Origin of the sequence: Chryseobacterium sp. Tr-659, from assembly GCF_011752975.1 — a bacterium.
In the GTDB taxonomy this organism is placed as follows: Bacteria; Bacteroidota; Bacteroidia; order Flavobacteriales; family Weeksellaceae; genus Chryseobacterium.
In genome coordinates this window covers 368067-387273 of record NZ_VWWP01000003.1, presented here as the reverse complement: position 1 = coordinate 387273, position 19207 = coordinate 368067, and the positions used below count along the sequence as shown (strand labels likewise).

Genomic DNA, 19207 nt, shown 5'->3' with positions numbered 1-19207 from the left:
GCAAAAAAATACTGCTTATGAGTTCGGTATCAGAATTATCAAAAAGATTCAGAGAGGTTCTTCTGGATGGTCTCTGGATTGCCAATACTAATTTTAAAGCTCAGCTTTCAGACGTAACCTGGAAGGAGGCGGTGACGAAGATAGAATCTTTAAATACCATCGCTATGCTTACTTTTCATATCGATTATTACATTGCAGGCGTAACAAATGTTTTTGAGGGCGGAGATCTTGAAATAAAAGACCAGTACAGCTTTGATCTTCCTCCTGTTGAATCTCAGGAGCAGTGGGACACATTACTTAATAAGCTATGGAACGATTCTGAAAAATTTGCCAGATGGGTTGAAGAAATACCCGACAGTAAACTGGATGATGTTTTTGTTGATGAAAAGTACGGAACTTACCGAAGAAACATTGAAGGAATGATTGAGCATAGCTACTATCATCTGGGACAGATTACATTAATCAAGAAACTGCTGAAAAACGGGTGAAAATATGCATGCGGGTATCCTTACAACCTTCAGATAACTCCAATTTGAGGGTGTTATTTAAATTACCTACCTTTAGAAAAAATAAAATTTTAAATGAGAAAATCGGCTGCAATCATTTTTGCGTTTATCATTTCACAATTTCAGGCTCAACAAGGAGCTTACTATCAGCAGGCTGCGAAGTACAAGATGGATATTGATGTTAATGCTGAAAAATTTACCTATCAGGGAAAACAAACTCTGGAATATACCAATAACTCGCCGGATGAGCTTAATGTGGTTTATTTCCACTTATACTGGAATGCTTTTAAGCCCAATTCCATGATGGATCAAAGAGTGGCTTCTCAGGGGAAAAACGGTGACGGAAGATTGCAGAAAGATGGAATCTCAAGACTGGCATCTATCCCGAAAGATCAGGAAGGGGCTCAGAATATTCACTGGATCAGACAAAATGGCAAAGACCTGAAATTTGAAGTTCAGGAAACCATTATGAAAGTATATCTGGCTGAACCTATCAAACCTAATTCCACAACTACTTTTACAATGGACTGGGATGCTGTGATTCCTCAACAGATCAGAAGAAGTGGAAGAAATAATAAGGAAGGAGTGGATATGACCATGACACAGTGGTATCCGAAAATTGCCGAATATGACTATGATGGTTGGGCTACTTTTGATTACCTGGGAAGAGAGTTTCATGCCCCATTTTCAGATTTTGATGTTACCATTAAAATCAATAAAGATTATGTAGTAGGAGCGGGAGGAATTCTTGAGAATCCGGCTGAGGTAAAAGGTTATGATGCGAATGCTAAAATAAAAGCTGAAAAAGATAAGAAAGCTACCTGGAAATGGACCGCAAAAAATATCCTTGATTTTGCATGGAGTGCAGACAGAGATTACTCTGTAGAGAGCTTCAATGTTCCGGAAGGACCGAAAGTATATCTGGTGTATCAGAAAAATGATAAAACAAAAGTATGGGGAGAGGCACAGCCTTATATCACCAAGTATTTCCAGATCATGAATGCTCACTTCGGGAAATATGTTTACCCGACTTATGCTTTTATCCAGGGAGGTGATGGAGGTATGGAATACGGAATGTGTACCATGATTTTAGGCGAAGCTAAAGATATTAAAGGATTAATGGGCTTAATGGCTCACGAAGGATCACACTCATGGTATCAGCAGATGCTTGCAACTAATGAATCTGTACGCCCATGGATGGATGAAGGTTTTACAAGCTATGCAGAAGGATATACCATGTATCAGCTATTCCCGGAAGAGCTTCCGAACCCGTTTGCCAATACTTTAGAGGCTTATAGAAATTTTGTTAAAAAAGGAATTGAAGAACCTGCTGTATGGCTAGGAGATCATCATGATAACGGAACAGCTTATACCTATGCTTCTTACGTAAAAGGTGAATTGTACCTGGTGCAGCTGGGATATATTATGGGAGAGCAGAATCTTGCAGAGACCTTAAAGCAGTATTATGATCAATGGAGCATGAAGCATCCTTCAGACAGAGATTTCCTTCACATCGCCCAAAAAGTTTCCGGAATGGACCTGAAGTGGTTCCAAAATTACTGGATCAATACCATTAAAACAATTGATTACGGAATCAAAGACGTAAAGTATGAGGCAAAGTCAACAACAATTACGTTGGTTAATAAAGGCCAGGTTCCTATGCCAATTGATTTCAGTGTAATGACAACGGATAAAAAAGTGGTTACATACCAGATTCCGATGAACATGACGCATACATGGAAAGAAAAAGATGTCTACGGAGATTTCAAAACAATGCCATACTGGCCTTGGACTCAGAAAGAATATACCATAACAGTTCCTTATACAAAATCTCAATTGTCTGTTTTAGGAATAGATTTCAGCCAGAGAATTGCTGATGTGAATATGGCAGATAACTTTGTAGAAGTGAAATAAGACGATAAACATATAGATAAAAGGGGTATTTGTAAATACTCCTTTTATTTTTTTATAAATTTGAAGCTCAAATTTTTTCAAATCTTAGCCTGTTAAAATATAAATGAATTCAATTGTAATCAACGTAGGGAACAGTAATATCAGATTCGGCCTTTTTAATGGTGATAACTGTGATATTTCCTGGGTAATCAATACAAAACCTTACAGAACGGCAGATGAACTTTATGTACAGATGCTGATGCTTTATCAGACCTATAAAATTGAGCCGAAAGAAATCGATAAGGTAATTATCGGATCAGTAGTTCCTCAACTTACCAAAGTGATGAGCTCGGGAATCAAAAAGATTCATGGAACAAATCCTGTCATTGTAGACAGGAATACCCCATCCGGAGTTCAGGCGAAATCAAAGCAGATGGGAACGGATATTTACGCTAATCTTGTAGCAGCACACAATTTATATCCAAACAAAAAAAAGATAGTTATTGATTTCGGTACGGCTCTTACGGCAAGCTGCGTAGCGGAAACGGGAGAAACTTTAGGGGTTATTATTGCTCCGGGGATCGTTACTTCTTTAAATTCACTGATTAATCAGACCGCACAACTTCCTGATATTGAATTGAAAAAACCAAAAACTGTTCTCGGATTAGATACGGTAACCTGTATGCAAAGCGGAATGGTGTATGGATTCTTAGGAATGGTGGAAGGTTTTGTTAACCGAATTAATGACGAAGTGAATGATGATTGCTTTGTAGTGGCAACAGGAGGTGTTTCGCATGTGTATAAGCCTTTGACGGACAAGATTCATGTGATGGACAGGCTTCACACCCTGAAAGGACTTTACTTCCTGGGAAAAGATTTATAAATTAAGATTGAGAAGGCTTTAATCACAACTTCAACCCTATTAAAAAATGGACAAATTCCCGATCATAGAAACAGAAAGGCTTATTCTCTCACAACTGGAAGAGAAAGATATTCCTTTTATTGTTGAGCTGCTTCAACACAGGATTTATTCGGATCTTACTTCAAATATTCCTTATCCTTATACGGAAAATGATGCAAAGTTCTGGCTGAAAATGTCTAAGGAGGCTTTTGAGAATAACACAGGATATACTTTCGGTATCCGAAATAAAGAAGGACAGATCATAGGAGCCGTAGGAATTCATGACAGAGACGATGATAAAGCAGAATTAGGCTACTGGATAGGAATTCCCTACTGGAACAAAGGATATGTAACTGAAGCTGCAAAGGCCATTGTAAATTTTGGATTTAATGAATTAGGATTCAATAAAATTTTTGCTACTCATTTTCTTCACAATCCGGCCTCCGGAAGAATTATGGAAAAAATAGGAATGGAGCAGGAAGCCGTTTTAAAACAGGAAGCAAAGAAAGACGGAGAATACTTCGATCTTGTAAGATATTGTATTTTTAAAGATTAATTCCTGAAAAATATTGATAAAGATTAAAAATTCTAGACAATAAAAGCGGAGCATATTGAAAAATACGCTCCGCTTTTTATATTATGATCTAATGTATTTGATACAAGATTATCTTTTACTTTTAAAGAAATCTTTAACAATAGAGGAACATTCTGTTTCCATAATTCCTGTAATAATCTCTGTTTTTGGATGTAGGGAAAGATGTTTATTAATGAAACCTCTTTGTTCATCCCTGGCTCCGATGACTACTCTTGATATCTGAGACCACGCAAGGGCTCCGGAACACATTACACATGGCTCCATAGTAACGTAGAGTGTGCAGTCTTTCAGATATTTCCCTCCCAAAAAGTTGGCTGCTGAGGTGATGGCCTGCATTTCTGCATGAGCAGTCACATCGTTCAATGTTTCCGTAAGGTTGTGTGCTCTGGCAATGATACGATTGTTGGAAACTACGATACAGCCAATAGGAACCTCGTCTTTTTCTAATGCAGCTTCTGCTTCCTGCAGCGCCATTTTCATATAATATTCGTCAGTAAACATTTTTAATCGAAATTTAAAGAAATAGGAAAGCCCATGTAAGAAACTACAGGTTCATGATCTCTTGTTGCAGGTTCCCATTTTTTCTGGGTAAGCAGTACGGCAAGTTCAGCCTGCTTGTTAAACTTTTCATTGTTTCCCTTGGCATTGACAAAAGTAATACTCCCGTCTTTTTCTATGGCAAATGATACGCGGGATTCAACTTTTCCTTTAAGAGAAATACCATACGTGTACATGTTGTCAGAAATTTCTTTTTTGAAAGACTCCGCGCCATCAAGATGTTTGGCAGATGTTTCATTGTCACTTTTTGATTTGCTTCCTGATTGTTTCTCAGAAGGTTTATAGGCTGCTTTTATCTTTGCTGCCTCTTCCAGATATTCATTATTCCTCTGAGCATTCAGATTGTATATATCATCATTCTTTTTCAGGGTAACTTTGGCAAGTTTTCTTGAAGAAACCTTAAGGCTGTCTTCTGCATATTTATTTTTTATTTCCTGAATTTGAGTATCATACTTTTCTTTAATACGTTTCAGGCCTTCAGTTTGCTGTGAGAAATAAAAATTGATAGCAAGAAGCAGAAATAAGCTGCAATATTTCTTCATTATTCGGTTATAGTTAAAGTTAAAGGAATTTTAAAATGATAGGTGGTGGGATCTCCTTTTATCATAGCCGGAGAAAACTTTTCTGCAAGAGAATAGAGGGCAATTTCAGCCTGCCTGTTGAAGGTGAAGTTATTACCCTGGGCATGTACATTGCTTACACTTCCGTCTTTTTCCACAATAAAAGCAACATCTGTTTTTACTGTTCTCTCTTCAGAATATACTCCGTCAACATAGAGCAGGTTGGCGACTTCCTGCCTCAAAGAATTCAGCCCGCCGGGATAATCAGCTACCTTTTCTACGGCTGAAAACTTCTCAGAAGGTTGTTCTGTTTTTTTTATTTTCTGAAGATCTTCCAGATTCCTTACTTTTAACAGAGCACCTATCAGTGCCGTATTTTCAATACTGTCCATCTTTTTCATAAAGAAAAGGAAATCTCCTTTGATAGCGGCTTTTTTTAAAGAATTGGACTCAGCGTCAAATTTCTTCTTGAATTCATTATTCAGCATATTTCTGTGCTGGTTATAATAATTCTTTATAAGCCTGAATTCTTCTTTCTGCTGCGATAGCAAAAAGGAAGATATAAAACAGCTGATAACGATGAATAAAGTTTTCAATAAGGGTATATTTATGTAAATATAACCAAAAAAAATGACTCCCGATGATTATTTATTAACTCTCAAGATAGCGGTTTAATGACTCCTGCAGATGATTTCGGATGTCATCAACTAAACATTTCGGTTCCAAAACAGTTACCTCTTTTCCATATGAAAGAATTTCCTGCATAAAGTCATAAGTAGGGTGAAGGAAAAACTCAAAATAAATTTCTTCAGGGGTTTCTCTGGTTTCTTTCTGAGACTGATGCAACGGGAAGCTTCTGATGTATTCTCCCTGATGTCTGCTGCATTTTAGTACAATGTTCTGCGGTTTCTGTTCAGTAAGATTCATAACACCGAAGGCATTTTTAAAATGTTCTCTGAAATTATATTTGTATTTTTCCCTGAATTGGTTCTTGGCCACATCCAGATAATTGATCCTGTCCAGCCCGAAAGATTTTAATACTTTGTCTTTGGTATCAATTGCGATAAGATACCAGCGGTCTTTGGATTCTTTTAATGCCAAAGGATGAACTTTCCTGGAGGTCATCAGTTTGTTTTTGTAGTTGTAATGCTCAAAAGTAACCACTCTTTTGTTGCGGATGGCAAAGAAGAGGTCATAGAAATTTTCCACTCCGGTGGGTTTTCTGCTTTCAAAAAAGATAAAATCTGAGAAATCCGGATGAAGATTTAATGCGTTGCTTACCTGAAAAGACTCCAGTAGCTTTTGGTTGTATTCATCCACTTCCATAATTGGGCGGCTTTCAATATAATAACGGTTGTCTCCTTTTTTCTTGTTGTGAATAGCCAGATTGAAAAGATCTGAAATCTCACGGATATCCCTTTGTAAGGTACGGATAGAGTAGCTTTTGATTCCCGCATCCTGGAATTCAAAAGAGTTTAAAAGATAGTCCTCCAGCTGCGAATAGGTAGCGGGAGAACTTTCTAATCTTTTTATAATTAAGGCATATCTTGTCAGATAAAAATCTTTTTTCATTTCTCTATTTTTATATTGCAGCAGAGCTGCGTTTCATGGTAAAGTTTTATAAGACAAATATATGCGGTTAATGCGACAAAACGTGTCGTGTTTTATTTTTTGTGCTAAGATTTTGAAAAGAAATAAGCCACAGGAATTCTGTGGCTTATTAATTATTGGTCAAAATATTCTGATATTAATTTTAAGCATAATTCTTTTCTATCATTCTTTTGTTAATCCAAAGAAGGAGGGCGATTATTAAAACCATAACTGACATGGGCTTCAAGAAAAAGAGAACATATACAGGAATAGTTGCTAAACCAATACCTCCGGCATATAAGAAGAACAACAAGATTAAATTAATCAATAAAAAAGTAATAATTAGTTTAAAAAATGCTTTTAAGAAATTTTCTTTTAAAACCCATTTATAAGAAGCAATAAATAAAATGGTACTTACAATTAAATTGAAAATAAAAATTAATAAATCTTTTATATCAAAATTATAATATATATTCTGGTTTAGCATGAACTTTCTAAAAATACGCCCTAAAGGAGTATACAAGTTTTCATACTTTAAACCATGTAAATTGATTAGATATTCAAAAACAATGTGATATAATAAGAAATAGATGATTATACTTTTTATTAGCAACTTTTTTTTCATCATACAGTTTTAAATTGTTCTGTATTTTCAAAATGAAGGATATCATAATATCCTAAATTACCTTTTTATTTTTCTAACATCCAATTGTATCTCTCTCCATTGGAAAGTTTATTATAAATTATTTCGACATAAAATAGCTTGTTATTAGCGTATACAATAGCCGGAAATTTATTATCTATCAAAAATGTTTTTTCTCCGTCAATTTTCACCATAGAGTTAAGATTATATTTCTGCTGAATGGCCGGATCCTGATAGATATCCTTTTCAGAATATTTAATATTTGAAGAGTTTAATGAATTTTTAAACTGATCTAGACTGGTAATTGTAGATTTGTTTTGTGAACCCGAATTATTTACAAGTAAATTATCCACAAGATATACTTTAGAAATAAGGCTGTCATTTCTGTAATGATAATAGACAAACTTGTTATCATTTTCTTTGTCGAAATACTCAAGAACTTTAGGGTCTTCTGTATAAACCAGTCGCCCTAAAGGTTTGGTACTTCTATATTTACGGATATTATCAGGTTTGATATTTGAGAAAAAAATATTCTTTTCGGATGCTGTTTGTAAAGGTAAAATGTTATTATACTCGTATAATGACATTTTTCTGATCTCATTTATAGTTTTAGGCTGTACATCAGTTAAAGCGACTTCTTTTTTGTCGTTACATGAAATTAAAGCTACTGCAGCTCCCAAAAATTTTAATATTTTTTTCATATTATTTTTTTTTAATTAAATCTTCTTGTAAAAGTTCTAATACTTCTCCCATGATAAAATCTTCATCCAGTTTTTCAGAGCTTCTTAATATTTGTCTATATCCGCCTATAGGTGTTCCTGATCCATTTGAGACATCTGCTTTTTCATAAAAATCATGATAAATAGGAGAAAGTGGAATAGGACCTCTTTCATCAAAAAACTTATCAATTATCTTAGTTTTAGAGTCTACATCACTTGCGTATGCAATAATCTCTAGCAAACCTTGTAGTGGTTTTACAAACTTAAGAGGGATTTCAACAGGAATTGCAGCAATTGAAATCCAGTCTAAAATTTCCTCCAGCTTTTCTTTTTCTTCTCCTACTAATGCATAAATATGGTTGGTGTCGCCACATGCGTTTCTCGTAGAAGCATTTATTAATTCTTTATAAGCTCTGTTATTGTTGGTTATAGGTATTTCAGCACCTGTTGCAAATTTATATTTTTTTTCTATGAAAACTTCATTATGCAAATCTTTTCCTTCAGAAAGATAGGGGAAGATCTTTTTATTGATGGGTGTCAATAATTTTTTTTCATAGGCATAGAATCCGCCTTGCGGAACTTTCTGAGATTGGGTTTTAAAGTCAAGGTGAATTTGTTTTCCAGAAACCAATTTTCCTAATTTGTTCATATAGAAGACATTTACGAATATGAAATGATCTTTTATAGTATCTATTTCGTAGGTATCGTAACATTCATGATGTTCTATCCAGCATATAGCATTCATACAAAAGTTGATATCACTTTTAAAGTCCTCATCATATATTAAACGGTTTTCCGTAAATCCGAAATCCATATAGTATCTGTCTCTCATTTTAAATTCTTCATGTGGAAATGTAGAATTTAATGTTGGAATATATTTAGGAGCATCAGTTGTTAACTTATCAAGGTTTTTGTTCTTCCTGATTATGGGCTTTTTTGCTTCTTTTTCATTATTCTTTTTTTCAAATTCCTTTATCAGTTCTTTTCTGTCTACTTTAAGAACTTGGCCAAGATATACCTTGTCATCTGCTAATTTATTAAGCTGCTTTAGTTCGCTTGGGAAAATATTGTATAATTCTGAAATACGTGCTAAGCTTTGACCGGGATTAACAACATGAAACAAAGAACTAACATTTTTGGTATTATCTTCTTTTCCCAGAGGAGAAATTTTTTTTAAGCCTAATGGTTTTACTATACTCATTTTTTAATTTTAAAAAGTTAAAAGGAAATAAAATGGCGGTCTAGCCGCCATTTATTTAAAAAAATTAAGATTAAGAAAGTGTGGTGGCTTTATCTCCAGGTTCCATTCTGATATTATCTTTAGAGAATGAAGTTTTTGTTTCCAGCTCTTTCGGATTTTCACAGTTTTCAGGATTATCTTCCGGGAAGATTGGTAATGGTTGATCAGCGCTTACACTTAACCCCACAGATTCAGCCTGAAGGATAGTTAAAGTAGTAGGAATTCTTGTGATCCAGTATTTTCCTTGTGCAATTCCTGTCGGCTGTCTCAATTCATCCACAATAGACATGTATAAAGGATCTCCGATTACAGGAACTTCACCGCCATTCCAGATCTTTCCTGTTGACATAAAGAACTGTACGGCATCTTCAAATCCTGGTTTTACAGTAACCACTACTCTGGCCATACCTGCCTGAAGGAAACTTCTGAACAACTGATCTGTACTTTGAGAAAGATACATTTCCTGCCATTTCGCTTTATTTCCCCAGTAATATGGGTAGAATGTGTAATCCATGATGCTCCATTCGAAAGCCTGCTCCATAAATTTGGCTAAAGCGGTATATTGCTCAAGATCATCACTTAACACAATGCTGAAATCCTGCATTCTTTCTGCTCCGTTGGTAAAGTTGACACCCAGTGCACCATAATCCTGTAACAGGTAAGCGATACAATTGTGTTTCAGAATAACAGATTCCATATCACGATAGAAATTATTAGTACTGAGTTTCTCTTTATTCTTTTCTTCTTCTTCCTTCGCTTTAGTTTCAAATTCTTTTTGTTTCTCTAAAAATACAGCATAAGCTTCATCATAAGCTTTGATAATTGCAGCAAAGTTTTCCTGGAACCAAGATTGTAAATAAGCAGCAGAAAGCTTACACGTAATTTCAAAAGCGATATTAACAGAATCAATATTCTCACATCTGTACACGAAATCATATGATCCGGTAACATTCTGCGGTGTAAAGTAAGCTATACTGTCAATAGAGTTATTCCAGTTTTCCAAAGCAGCGGTACCACCGGCAAAGTTGTTAACATATAAAACACTTCTGCCTCTTGAATCTCTTTCGAAACCATAAAACATTTTAACTGCGCTGGCCTCGTAATTATCAGGAATATCAATAGTTCTGTGTCTGAATTCTCCGTTTCCGTCTACTTTTTCCCATTGTTGTCCTAAAATCAGATTGATAGGAGACTTTGGTTGTTCAGTCAGTTTTACATTATAAATTCCTGCCCAGTATTCAATTTGCTCTTTTGTAGCTTTCTGAGGAGTAGGCATCATCCATTTATCTTGTGAAGCTCTTGGATCTACAGGCTGTGTTAAAGTATTAGCTTTGGAAGTAGCTGTTGCCAGGGTGTGTAATCTGGCAGGCTCAGGAATCATGAATTCAAACATGGTACGTTTTCCATAGTTATACACCTGATTTTTCATCTTCTTATCTACCCATCTGTATACTCCGGTAATATGTTGTGGCGGAACTCCTGTTTTGCTTCCTCTGTTATCAAACTCATGAACATTGGTTTCCGTAAATTCTCTGATGATTTTCTGAACACGCTCTTTGTTTACTTTTGTAAGTACACGTTCCATTGCACGTTCTGTAATCTCCTGAGATTTAGCCACAGCTTGTCTTGTACTGTCGTGCTGTGCCGTATTGTTGGCATAACCCGCTGAGATATCAAGGGTATAACCTCCGCTGTAACCAAAATGGGTACTTCCGGTAAAGCTTCGCTGTTTTTCAAGTTCTTTTGCAACTTCGGTCTGCATCTCAGCTCTTTCAGCCCTTGATGTATCGGAAATTTTTTCCGTTTCAATAGTTTCTGAAGTCGTGTCAATGGTTTCAGAATAATCTCTGGATACAGAAGACTTATGACGCAGTTCGCTAGCCATTACGTTTTCGATATTGGAAACTTCTCCCGGAACATAGGCATGAACACTTTGTTCTACCTTTAAATAATCGGCAATACCTAATCTTTTTACTCCGAAATGTTTAGGAATGAAAACTCCGGGGTTTGAAGTATTCCCATCCGAAGGGTTTTCAATCTGTTCGTCATCTTTTGCATCCTCAGTATATAAAACTCCTGTGAGAGACTTGTTAATTTCAATTTCAGTAAGTCTTAAAGAAGCTTCTTTTCCGTTATTGAAATAGATTTTTATATCTAACGATCTGATGAATTTACCAAACTTATCAACTAATAAAAGCGGTAAAGCCACTTTGTTATCTACCACACTGATATTCGAGAATGTTTCTTCATATAATCCTAAATCTGTGCTGGCATTGATTTGTACGGAAGCAGCTCCCCAGGCATTACTTTCTGCCTGATAATAGAACGTAACGGTTGCAGGCATTCTTGAAGACAATGGCTCGTAAGATGTTTTCAGGTAATATGATCTGGAAACGATGCGGGATGCAGAGCTGTAAGAATCAACAACAGGGATTAGTACACCTCCTACACTTGCATAGGTTTGTTCAGGAGAAGGGGTCTTATTGAATAAAGACTGCATTGTTGAAGAAAGATCTTCTTCCAGTTTTTCAAATACCTCAGGGAAAGTATCATACTCATCAGTGATGGAAACTACGATATTGCCCAATTTAAGGGTTTTATCGGTTAATACTGTGATGGATGAAAAATCAAACCCATCAGCAGGCTTTTGCCCTGTAGTTACTTTCGTGAAGATATTGATGAATAATTTGAAAGAATCCAATGAAAGTTTCTCTTTCAGATCGCCGAAGTTAATTTCGTTTTTATATTCGAACACGAAAGGAGCTACTTTGAACTGATCCAATGAAGCATACAGAGCATCAATTTGCTCTTGTGTTAATCCTCCTTTTGCAATCTGGGCTTTTATATCCTCAAGCTTACTGTTATATCTCTCAAGTTCTGCCTGATGATCTTCCTGATATGCTTTTAATGCAGCATCATATGCTTTTGCTCTCAGATTATAGAAAGATTTTTGGATGCTTTCCAATTCGGATCTTAATTGCAATAAGCTGTCTTTTTCAAAAGAAAGGAAAGAAAGTTCTGAAATTCTGTTTCCTTCATCTTTTAATTGTTGCTGGGTAGCAAATGAAAGAGCCGTTCCGTTAATTACACCATCTCCGATCTTTGAAACATTCACCTGGAAAGCATTTCCTGTAGTGTTAGGGTTGGGATTAGATCCTTCTCCTTCATAGCCGTCTCCGAAGAATTTCATAGGAAGAACAACTCTGGCTTCCAAAGCTTTGGCTTTTAAATCATCACCGTTAACCTTTGTCAATTCAGGAGTTACAGGCAGATCCGTCACATATCCGAAATGAAGGGCTTTTAAAATGTGGATCAAAGCTTCTTTTACGTAAAAGTTCTTTTGGGTAACGGTCTGATAGATTAGATTGTCCCAGATCTGTCCCAGCTTATTCTGGATAGCACTATTGTTATAAAGGTTTCTCGCTGAAATTTCTTCAGCAGAAGAAAGAATTTCTTTTTTTGCAATTTTTCTACCAATTTTAAGTGCTTCTGCAAAACTCCCTGTTTCAATTTCTCTTTCAGACTGATATCCTGTAGAATCGAAGGTTTTTGCAGCACGTTCCATGGCTCTGAACTTTAAAAGAGCCGTATCTCCGGGATTTATTACTGCATCAAAAGTACTTGTAACCTTCGAAGATTTATGGATGAAACCTAAGTTCAGGGCCTTGGTTTCTGTTAATTGTGGGTTTCTTAAACTTACAAATCTGAAAAGAGTTTGAGAAGCATTATTTTGGGTATCGTTTGTTGCCATTATTAATATTTTGTTATGTTTTGTTTTTAATTAAGAATATACGGGACCATCACTTTTTTTGGTGTATTCAAGAGTAAGGGTAAAGGAATTGATCAAAGAATAGTCATAGTCAGTAACGCCCTTGAGTTCAAATCTTACTTTTCTGTTTTCCAGTGTGATGAATGCTTTGGTCATCCATTGATTGCCTGCGAATGCTACATCCATCGCATACCATTCGGTAAACATCTGATTGGAAACAATCACTTCTACATCTTCAAAAATTTTGTCAATTGGAAGTTCTCCTGTTCTTGGAATCTGATCCAAAAACAAAGTTTTTTTGTAAACTGGTTTTTTATTGATCCATTTTCCTCCCGTTCGTTCTTCTTTTGTAGTATAAGAATGTTGTTTATCTGCGTATTGTTTTTGGATATAACTTTCATTGGTATAGTAATCTCCATAATAACTTCCACCTCTTAAACCTGAGAATGAAGGACTGTCAGAAAATATAGCCACATCATCATGATATACCCTTAACATTGTTTTATTATTATCCGTCCCAATCCAATAGATGTGTGGACTTAAAGAGCCATCATCCTGAATATCAAAACCTGCTTTTTCATTATTAGAAAGCTTGTTATAAAACCCGAATGAGTTATATCCTGTTGTATCACCGCCTTGATATTGAATAGAACCTGTTAAAGGGCTGTTATCAGCCGTTCCCGTTAAAGGAATATGATTTTGAGTATCGGAAGTCTGATTGGTCCATCCAACAGTTCCATCATTTTTTAAGGCAAGAATTTTGGTAGTATTGCCGGATTGTGCAGGAATGTACTGCGGATTGGTAAGAATCATGCCCTGAGATTTGATATTTCCTTCTACCTGAAGGATTTCTGTAGGCATATTCGTTCCTATTCCTATTTTACCTCTGTCGCTGTATACATTACTGCTGACAAAACTTGATCCGTTCCATGAGGTAAGATAATAAGATTGAAGGTTGATTTTTATAAAGTACGGATCATCATTATAACCTACAATATAGAATCCGGTTCCCAGCTGAGGTTTGGTGAGTTTGTTTTTTAAAGATTCCTTAAGATCAGCAATATTATCCTGCGGAATTTTTTCATCTTTATGCCAGTAAGATTCCTGCCACTCCCAGAATTCTTCCTGTTTTGGAATGTCTCCGTTTTCGAAATACTGTTTTAATTCTTGTTTTGTTTTCATTTTTGTTTAATAATTTAATTGATAAGCTTGCCTCCGGTTACCTGAACTTCAGGATCGAAAGAATAGGGATAGTACTGGGTGTTTTCGCCTAATATTACCTGAGTGAGTTTATTCCCTGAAAAAGCCCCCTGTTGAATTGTAAGAACGCTCTTAGCTATACTTACGGAAGTCAGTAGATTGTTTCCGAATGCATAATTTTTAATCTCAGTAACGCCTTCAGGAATAGTTACAGAAGTCAGCTGGTTAGAACTGAATGTTGATTCTTCTATTACCTTAATTCCTTTTGGAATTCGTAGATCTGCAAGTTGATTTCCCGCAAATGCTCCATATCCGATAACTGAAATATTTTCAGGAAGCCGAAGTGAACTTATTTTGTTGCTTGAGAATGCAAGACTTTTAATTTCAGAGACACTGTCAGGAATAACAAGAGAAGTGATCTGTGAGCCTGCAAAAGCATTCTCACCAATACTGATGATACCATCAGGGATCTGTACTTCTGTTATAACTACACCCATTGTAAAAGACGTTGGAATTTTTAATGTACCAGGTTTTATGACTAATTTTCTTTTAAAGAAAGACTCCATTGAAGCATTTCCCTGTGCATCTATCTCTGAATAAACGAGATTATAAGTGCCGTTTTCAAGTCCTGCTACTTTTCTTGTGTCAATTTTTTCATCCTTATGCCAGTAGGAATCCTGCCATGCCCAAAAGTCTTCCTGTCTGGGGATATCTCCATTTTCGAAATAGAGTTTTAATTCTTCTTTTGTTTTCATAAAAGATTGTGTGATTGGTTACGTTGATTAATGTTCACCTTTTTTTGTGTGGTTACAGGTGTACTTCCACAGTTGTATTATATTTTCATGTGTATTGGTTTTCAGATATAGTTCTGGCTGTCCAACATTTTGTGAATGGTGAATTCAAAGGTGTTGAGAATGTTTAATGAGATTGCTGAGAGTATATTATAGAGACTTTAAGAGAATGTCGGACAGCATCAGAACTTATGGTATATTAGTTTTTATCTTAAAAGGATTCTTCTTCAGATTCTTCAAAATCTTCTCTGAAGAAGCTTTCAATGTCATTGAGATAGTTTTCATAGTCCATCTCTGCATTTTCGATGTCACTCCATTCTATGGTATAGAGATCTTCATCGAAGGGTATATCTGTATTGTGATCAGGTGTTTCCATATTGTATGTTCTAAGGTGTTGGTTGTTTTTTGAACATATTTTAGGCTGTTCAGCATAGGTGAATGTTGAATTCAAAGGCTTTTTAAAATTTTATTGATTGTTGTTTTGTGTCTTTTTTGATACTCCAAAGGTAATGGAGCAAAGCGACAAAACTTGACGTGTTTAAAAATATTTTTTAATTTTTTAAATATAATCTTTAGAGCTTATATACGTTATTTATAAGGTAAAAAGCTTATATTTTGTTTTTGATGAGTTTCTGAACAATTTGATTCAATATTTCTCTGTTATCATCAATATAACTAAGTCCGGCTTGTATCAGATTCTCAATATTGGATCTTCTTACATTGTCCATTGCCGGGGAAGCATTTTTCAGTGAAGGATTCAGACGGTAATAATTTTTCTGGTTCCTAGATCCTAAAGTCTGGAACATTTGACCCAACTGGTAATCTACGGTTTCTGCATTGGCAGACATTAAAATATCAATTATTGGGCTTACCCATCCAATTTTTCCGGATTTTTGTAATCTTTTAAATGAATAAGGCCTGGCTTCAACTCCTGTTCCGATAGAAATCATGATCATATCATTTACTCCTGGCTGATTGGCTTTCTGGTGATTTTTCAACACCTCCGCAAAAGGAATTTTTCTGGCTTCTGCATAAGCGCACAGTGCAGGGTTATTCGCAAACATTCCTCCGTCAATCAGACTGAAAATCTGTCCGTACATGGATTTGATCTGTACAGGGCTGAAATAAGTAGGAGCAGCTGAGGTGGCTCTGCAGATATCTTTTACATAAAAATTATCTGTGCTGAGATGGGCTTCCCATGAGTTGAAAAGCTTTGCTCTTCTGTTTTCAATGTCATAACTTGTTATTAAGCATGGTTTAATTAATTCTTTTAATTCTAAATTTCCAAAAAAGTCGTTCAGGTTTTTTTCAAGTGCTTCCTGAGAAATTCTTTCATTCAATAATCCGAAAGGATTGACCAGCTTTTCCCAAAAAGAAACCTGGAAGATGTCACCGCCCTTTTCAGCATATAATTCCAATCCTTTCTGAATAGAATATTTTGCTTTTCGGGTTTCATCGGGAGAGAGAATAATAGAAGCAATCAGACCTCCGGTGCTGCTGCCCGCTACCAGATCGAAATAATCTCCGAGTTTGGCAGTCGGCTTATCATAATACTGGAGCTGTTCTTCTATGTAACGTAGAATAATACAGGTAATGATTCCTCTTATTCCACCCCCGTCCAAAGAAAGAATAGTTGTCTTTTTCATGTGATATTTTTAATTGTTTTTTAAAAGGACACATGCAATCTTACATCTGCGGAACCTCTTGATTTATCATAAAAATATAGGATTCCATACTTCGATTTCATTGCTTTTTTAGTGGTTTTCTTATAAAGTAAAGATAGGACGGGGAAGCGACAGAACTTGTCGTGTTTTATTTAATTTCAAATAAAAATTATTAAAAAATAACATAATTTTCTTTGTCTCTGGGCATCTTCAAAAGCGTTCTCCAACTGGTTTTTACAAACCCTTTTTTAGAAGGAATATTCTTTTTTTCGAAGTGGGGAAGGTCCTTGAAAGTTTTCCAGTTTCCACCCCAATCCCAGCCGTGTTTCGCGAAAATTTTCACACATTCATACCAATCGGCAACTTTGTCATTATCCCAATCTTTGACGGTATCCCAGCTTGCCGTTTTTCCATCAATCATCAAACAGATATCTACTGCAAGACCATAATTATGAATACTTTGTCCGGCTTTCGCATTGGTCACTTTTTTGCCTGAAGTAATTCTTCCAATGGCGTAAAGTTTTTCCTGCTCTTCAAAAGATCTTAATCCCTGCGTTATCCGGATTTTGGCTCTTCCGGTAAGTGCCTCATCACATTCTTTAATAATCTGTTTTACTTCTTCCCTTATCAGTGGGTGAAGCTTCTGAATTCGGTCTAATGTTACTTTATCCATAATATTTACTGTTATAGGGCAAAATTATAGGATCATGACGACGAAACTTGACGTGTTTTATTTAAATTTTTTTAAAATTATCGTACGGAGAGACTATAAAAAATACAATATTTAAAAAGCTTTATAGTAAGAAATAAATAGATTAGGAGTAAAAAAATGGAAAAAATATCCTCTTAAATTTTTAGAAATCAAATAGAAGTAGTAAATATGAGGGATAAAAAACACAATTTAAATGCATACGATCTTACCTTTCCTGCTGGCGATGGTAGCCGCCATTGTTTTACTGAACATGTGGGCAACCAAATTAAAAATTGCTTATCCGATTCTATTAGTCGTCTTCGGGCTGCTTGTGAGCTTTGTACCCGGTTTACCCGTTGTAAAGATTAACCCGGATCTTATCTTCTTTATCTTTTTACCTCCTTTATTATTCGAAGCAGCATGGTCTATTTCCTTTAAAGAAATGAAGAGATGGTGGCGCATTATTGGAAGTTTTGCTTTTCTGGTGGTATTTTTTACAGCACTTACCGTTGCTGTAGCTGCCAATTACTTCATTCCTGGATTTACGATTGCATTAGGATTTTTGCTGGGAGGAATCGTATCTCCGCCCGATGCAGTAAGTACAGGTGCAATTATGAAATTTGTAAAAATCCCCGCCACGACCTCTGCTATTCTCGAAGGAGAAAGCCTTCTGAATGATGCTTCTTCGCTGATTATTTTTCGGTTTGCCCTGATAGCAGTAGGCACAGGACAGTTTGTATGGCAGGAAGCCTCTTTGGATTTTTTGTGGATGATAATCGGTGGAGCAGGAATAGGGCTTTTAGTAGGCTGGATCTTTGTACAGGCACACAAACGCCTTCCCACAGATGCTTCCTCAGATATCGCATTAACCCTGATTGAACCTTATCTGATGTATTGGATTGCAGAACAGTTCCATTGCTCCGGTGTACTGGCAGTTGTATGCGGTGGTTTGTATATGTCTGGCAAGCGGATGATATTCTTAAACAGTACCAGCCGTATAAGAGGATATAGTGTCTGGGAGAGTTTTGTATTTATTTTGAATGGAATTGTATTTCTGATTATCGGTCTGGAACTTCCTGAAATTGTGGGAGGGCTTCGTTCAGAAGGAATTCCTTTAAAAACGGCTATTCAGTATGGTGTTTTGATAACAGGAATCCTGATTGCTGCCAGAATAATAAGTTCATATGCTGCGATGATAGCTACTTTGGTTTTTCGCCCCGGTGTTGCTCCGCGGGCATCTTCCAGAAGAAGAAGTCTGATGATGCCTCTTCTGTTGGGATGGACCGGAATGAGAGGAGTTGTATCTTTAGCCGCTGCATTGGCTATTCCGATTACTCTGGAAAACGGAACTCCTTTTCCAAACAGAAACCTTATCCTGTTCATTACTTTTGTCGTTATATTACTGACATTGCTGGTACAAGGGCTTACATTGCCTTATTTTATTAAATACGGACATGCCTTTGATGATTTTATAAATGAAGAAAAAGAAAAGAAAACCAGAGAAGAAATAAAACATAAACTAAAGCAACATGTTTATCACTTTCTTAAAAATAAACATGAAAATGAGCTGAACGGGCATGCCGGACTGGAAAGAATGCTGAAGCATTGGGAAGAAAAAATACAGACCGATAATGCAGAATGGATGAATGAGAAAAACAAAACCATCTTTTTTGAAATGCTGGAAAGCCAGAGGCAGTTTCTTTCAGAACTCAATAAAGACGTGTCAATTAATGAAGAAATTATCAGACATCAGCTCTACCAGATTGATCTGGAAGAAGAACGTTTAAGAATGATCTGATACATTAATCAATATGTGTTTTTGACAACAAAATTAAAGCACTAATGCGACAAAAGGTGTCGTGTTTAAAAATTTTATCATTTTGTTTT

General features: G+C 35.9%; 18 protein-coding genes. 5 read left to right on the top strand and 13 right to left on the bottom strand.

Translation table 11 applies throughout. The features are described from left to right. Window positions 1–17: 17 nt before the first annotated feature. The 4 genes from F3J23_RS09350 to F3J23_RS09335 all read left to right on the top strand — a co-directional run bounded on the left by F3J23_RS09350 (window position 18) and on the right by F3J23_RS09335 (window position 3856). Entirely contained in the window at window positions 18–488 is a 471-nt protein-coding gene (locus tag F3J23_RS09350; RefSeq protein WP_167027443.1) for a DinB family protein, read from the top strand. A gap of 93 nt (window positions 489–581) precedes the next feature. After that, entirely contained in the window at window positions 582–2420 is a 1839-nt protein-coding gene (locus F3J23_RS09345; RefSeq protein ID WP_167027439.1) for a M1 family metallopeptidase, read from the top strand. A gap of 103 nt (window positions 2421–2523) precedes the next feature. Further along, a complete protein-coding gene (locus tag F3J23_RS09340) occupies window positions 2524–3282 on the top strand; it encodes a type III pantothenate kinase (protein WP_167027436.1) in 759 nt (252 codons plus the stop codon). A gap of 46 nt (window positions 3283–3328) precedes the next feature. Then, window positions 3329–3856, top strand: a complete 528-nt coding sequence (locus tag F3J23_RS09335) for a GNAT family N-acetyltransferase (protein WP_167027433.1) — start codon at window positions 3329–3331, stop codon at window positions 3854–3856. Window positions 3857–3964: 108 nt separating this feature from the next. Here the strand turns inward: F3J23_RS09335 and F3J23_RS09330 are convergent, their stop codons facing one another. The 13 genes from F3J23_RS09330 to F3J23_RS09270 all read right to left on the bottom strand — a co-directional run bounded on the left by F3J23_RS09330 (window position 3965) and on the right by F3J23_RS09270 (window position 17302). Further along, window positions 3965–4396 carry a nucleoside deaminase gene (locus F3J23_RS09330; protein WP_167027430.1) on the bottom strand — a complete coding sequence of 144 codons (432 nt, stop codon included), beginning with the start codon at window positions 4394–4396 and terminating at the stop codon, window positions 3965–3967. Window positions 4397–4398: 2 nt separating this feature from the next. Next, entirely contained in the window at window positions 4399–4995 is a 597-nt protein-coding gene (locus F3J23_RS09325) for an energy transducer TonB (protein WP_167027427.1), read from the bottom strand. Next, window positions 4995–5609, bottom strand: coding sequence for a hypothetical protein (locus tag F3J23_RS09320; RefSeq protein ID WP_228455310.1), 615 nt, complete (start codon window positions 5607–5609; stop codon window positions 4995–4997). Before F3J23_RS09320 ends, F3J23_RS09325 begins: the two co-directional genes overlap by 1 nt. Window positions 5610–5664: 55 nt before the next feature. Next, on the bottom strand, window positions 5665–6585 hold the full coding sequence (locus tag F3J23_RS09315; RefSeq protein ID WP_167027424.1) for a helix-turn-helix transcriptional regulator: 921 nt from the start codon (window positions 6583–6585) through the stop codon (window positions 5665–5667). 181 nt (window positions 6586–6766) lie between these two features. Continuing rightward, window positions 6767–7231 carry a hypothetical protein gene (locus tag F3J23_RS09310; protein ID WP_167027421.1) on the bottom strand — a complete coding sequence of 155 codons (465 nt, stop codon included), beginning with the start codon at window positions 7229–7231 and terminating at the stop codon, window positions 6767–6769. Window positions 7232–7293: 62 nt separating this feature from the next. Next, window positions 7294–7947 carry a hypothetical protein gene (locus F3J23_RS09305; RefSeq protein WP_167027418.1) on the bottom strand — a complete coding sequence of 218 codons (654 nt, stop codon included), beginning with the start codon at window positions 7945–7947 and terminating at the stop codon, window positions 7294–7296. A 1-nt stretch (window position 7948) separates the two neighbouring features. Continuing rightward, complete coding sequence (locus F3J23_RS09300) at window positions 7949–9166, bottom strand: LysM peptidoglycan-binding domain-containing protein (protein WP_167027415.1); 1218 nt, start codon at window positions 9164–9166, stop codon at window positions 7949–7951. 70 nt (window positions 9167–9236) lie between these two features. Then, window positions 9237–12956, bottom strand: a complete 3720-nt coding sequence (locus F3J23_RS09295; protein ID WP_167027412.1) for a hypothetical protein — start codon at window positions 12954–12956, stop codon at window positions 9237–9239. Window positions 12957–12986: 30 nt separating this feature from the next. Then, window positions 12987–14156, bottom strand: coding sequence for a hypothetical protein (locus F3J23_RS09290; RefSeq protein ID WP_167027409.1), 1170 nt, complete (start codon window positions 14154–14156; stop codon window positions 12987–12989). A 14-nt stretch (window positions 14157–14170) separates the two neighbouring features. Next, window positions 14171–14929 carry a leucine-rich repeat domain-containing protein gene (locus F3J23_RS09285; protein WP_167028150.1) on the bottom strand — a complete coding sequence of 253 codons (759 nt, stop codon included), beginning with the start codon at window positions 14927–14929 and terminating at the stop codon, window positions 14171–14173. Between the two features lie 247 nt (window positions 14930–15176). Continuing rightward, window positions 15177–15416 carry a hypothetical protein gene (locus F3J23_RS09280; protein ID WP_167027406.1) on the bottom strand — a complete coding sequence of 80 codons (240 nt, stop codon included), beginning with the start codon at window positions 15414–15416 and terminating at the stop codon, window positions 15177–15179. 157 nt (window positions 15417–15573) lie between these two features. After that, window positions 15574–16611 carry a patatin-like phospholipase family protein gene (locus F3J23_RS09275; RefSeq protein ID WP_167027403.1) on the bottom strand — a complete coding sequence of 346 codons (1038 nt, stop codon included), beginning with the start codon at window positions 16609–16611 and terminating at the stop codon, window positions 15574–15576. Between the two features lie 190 nt (window positions 16612–16801). Then, on the bottom strand, window positions 16802–17302 hold the full coding sequence (locus tag F3J23_RS09270) for a M15 family metallopeptidase (RefSeq protein ID WP_167027400.1): 501 nt from the start codon (window positions 17300–17302) through the stop codon (window positions 16802–16804). Window positions 17303–17534: 232 nt separating this feature from the next. On the opposite strand from F3J23_RS09270, the gene F3J23_RS09265 reads away from it, so the two are divergent. Continuing rightward, the gene (locus F3J23_RS09265; protein ID WP_167027398.1) at window positions 17535–19118 is read left to right on the top strand and encodes a Na+/H+ antiporter; all 1584 of its coding nucleotides are present in this window, start codon (window positions 17535–17537) and stop codon (window positions 19116–19118) included. The last annotated feature ends 89 nt before the right edge of the window (window positions 19119–19207 follow it).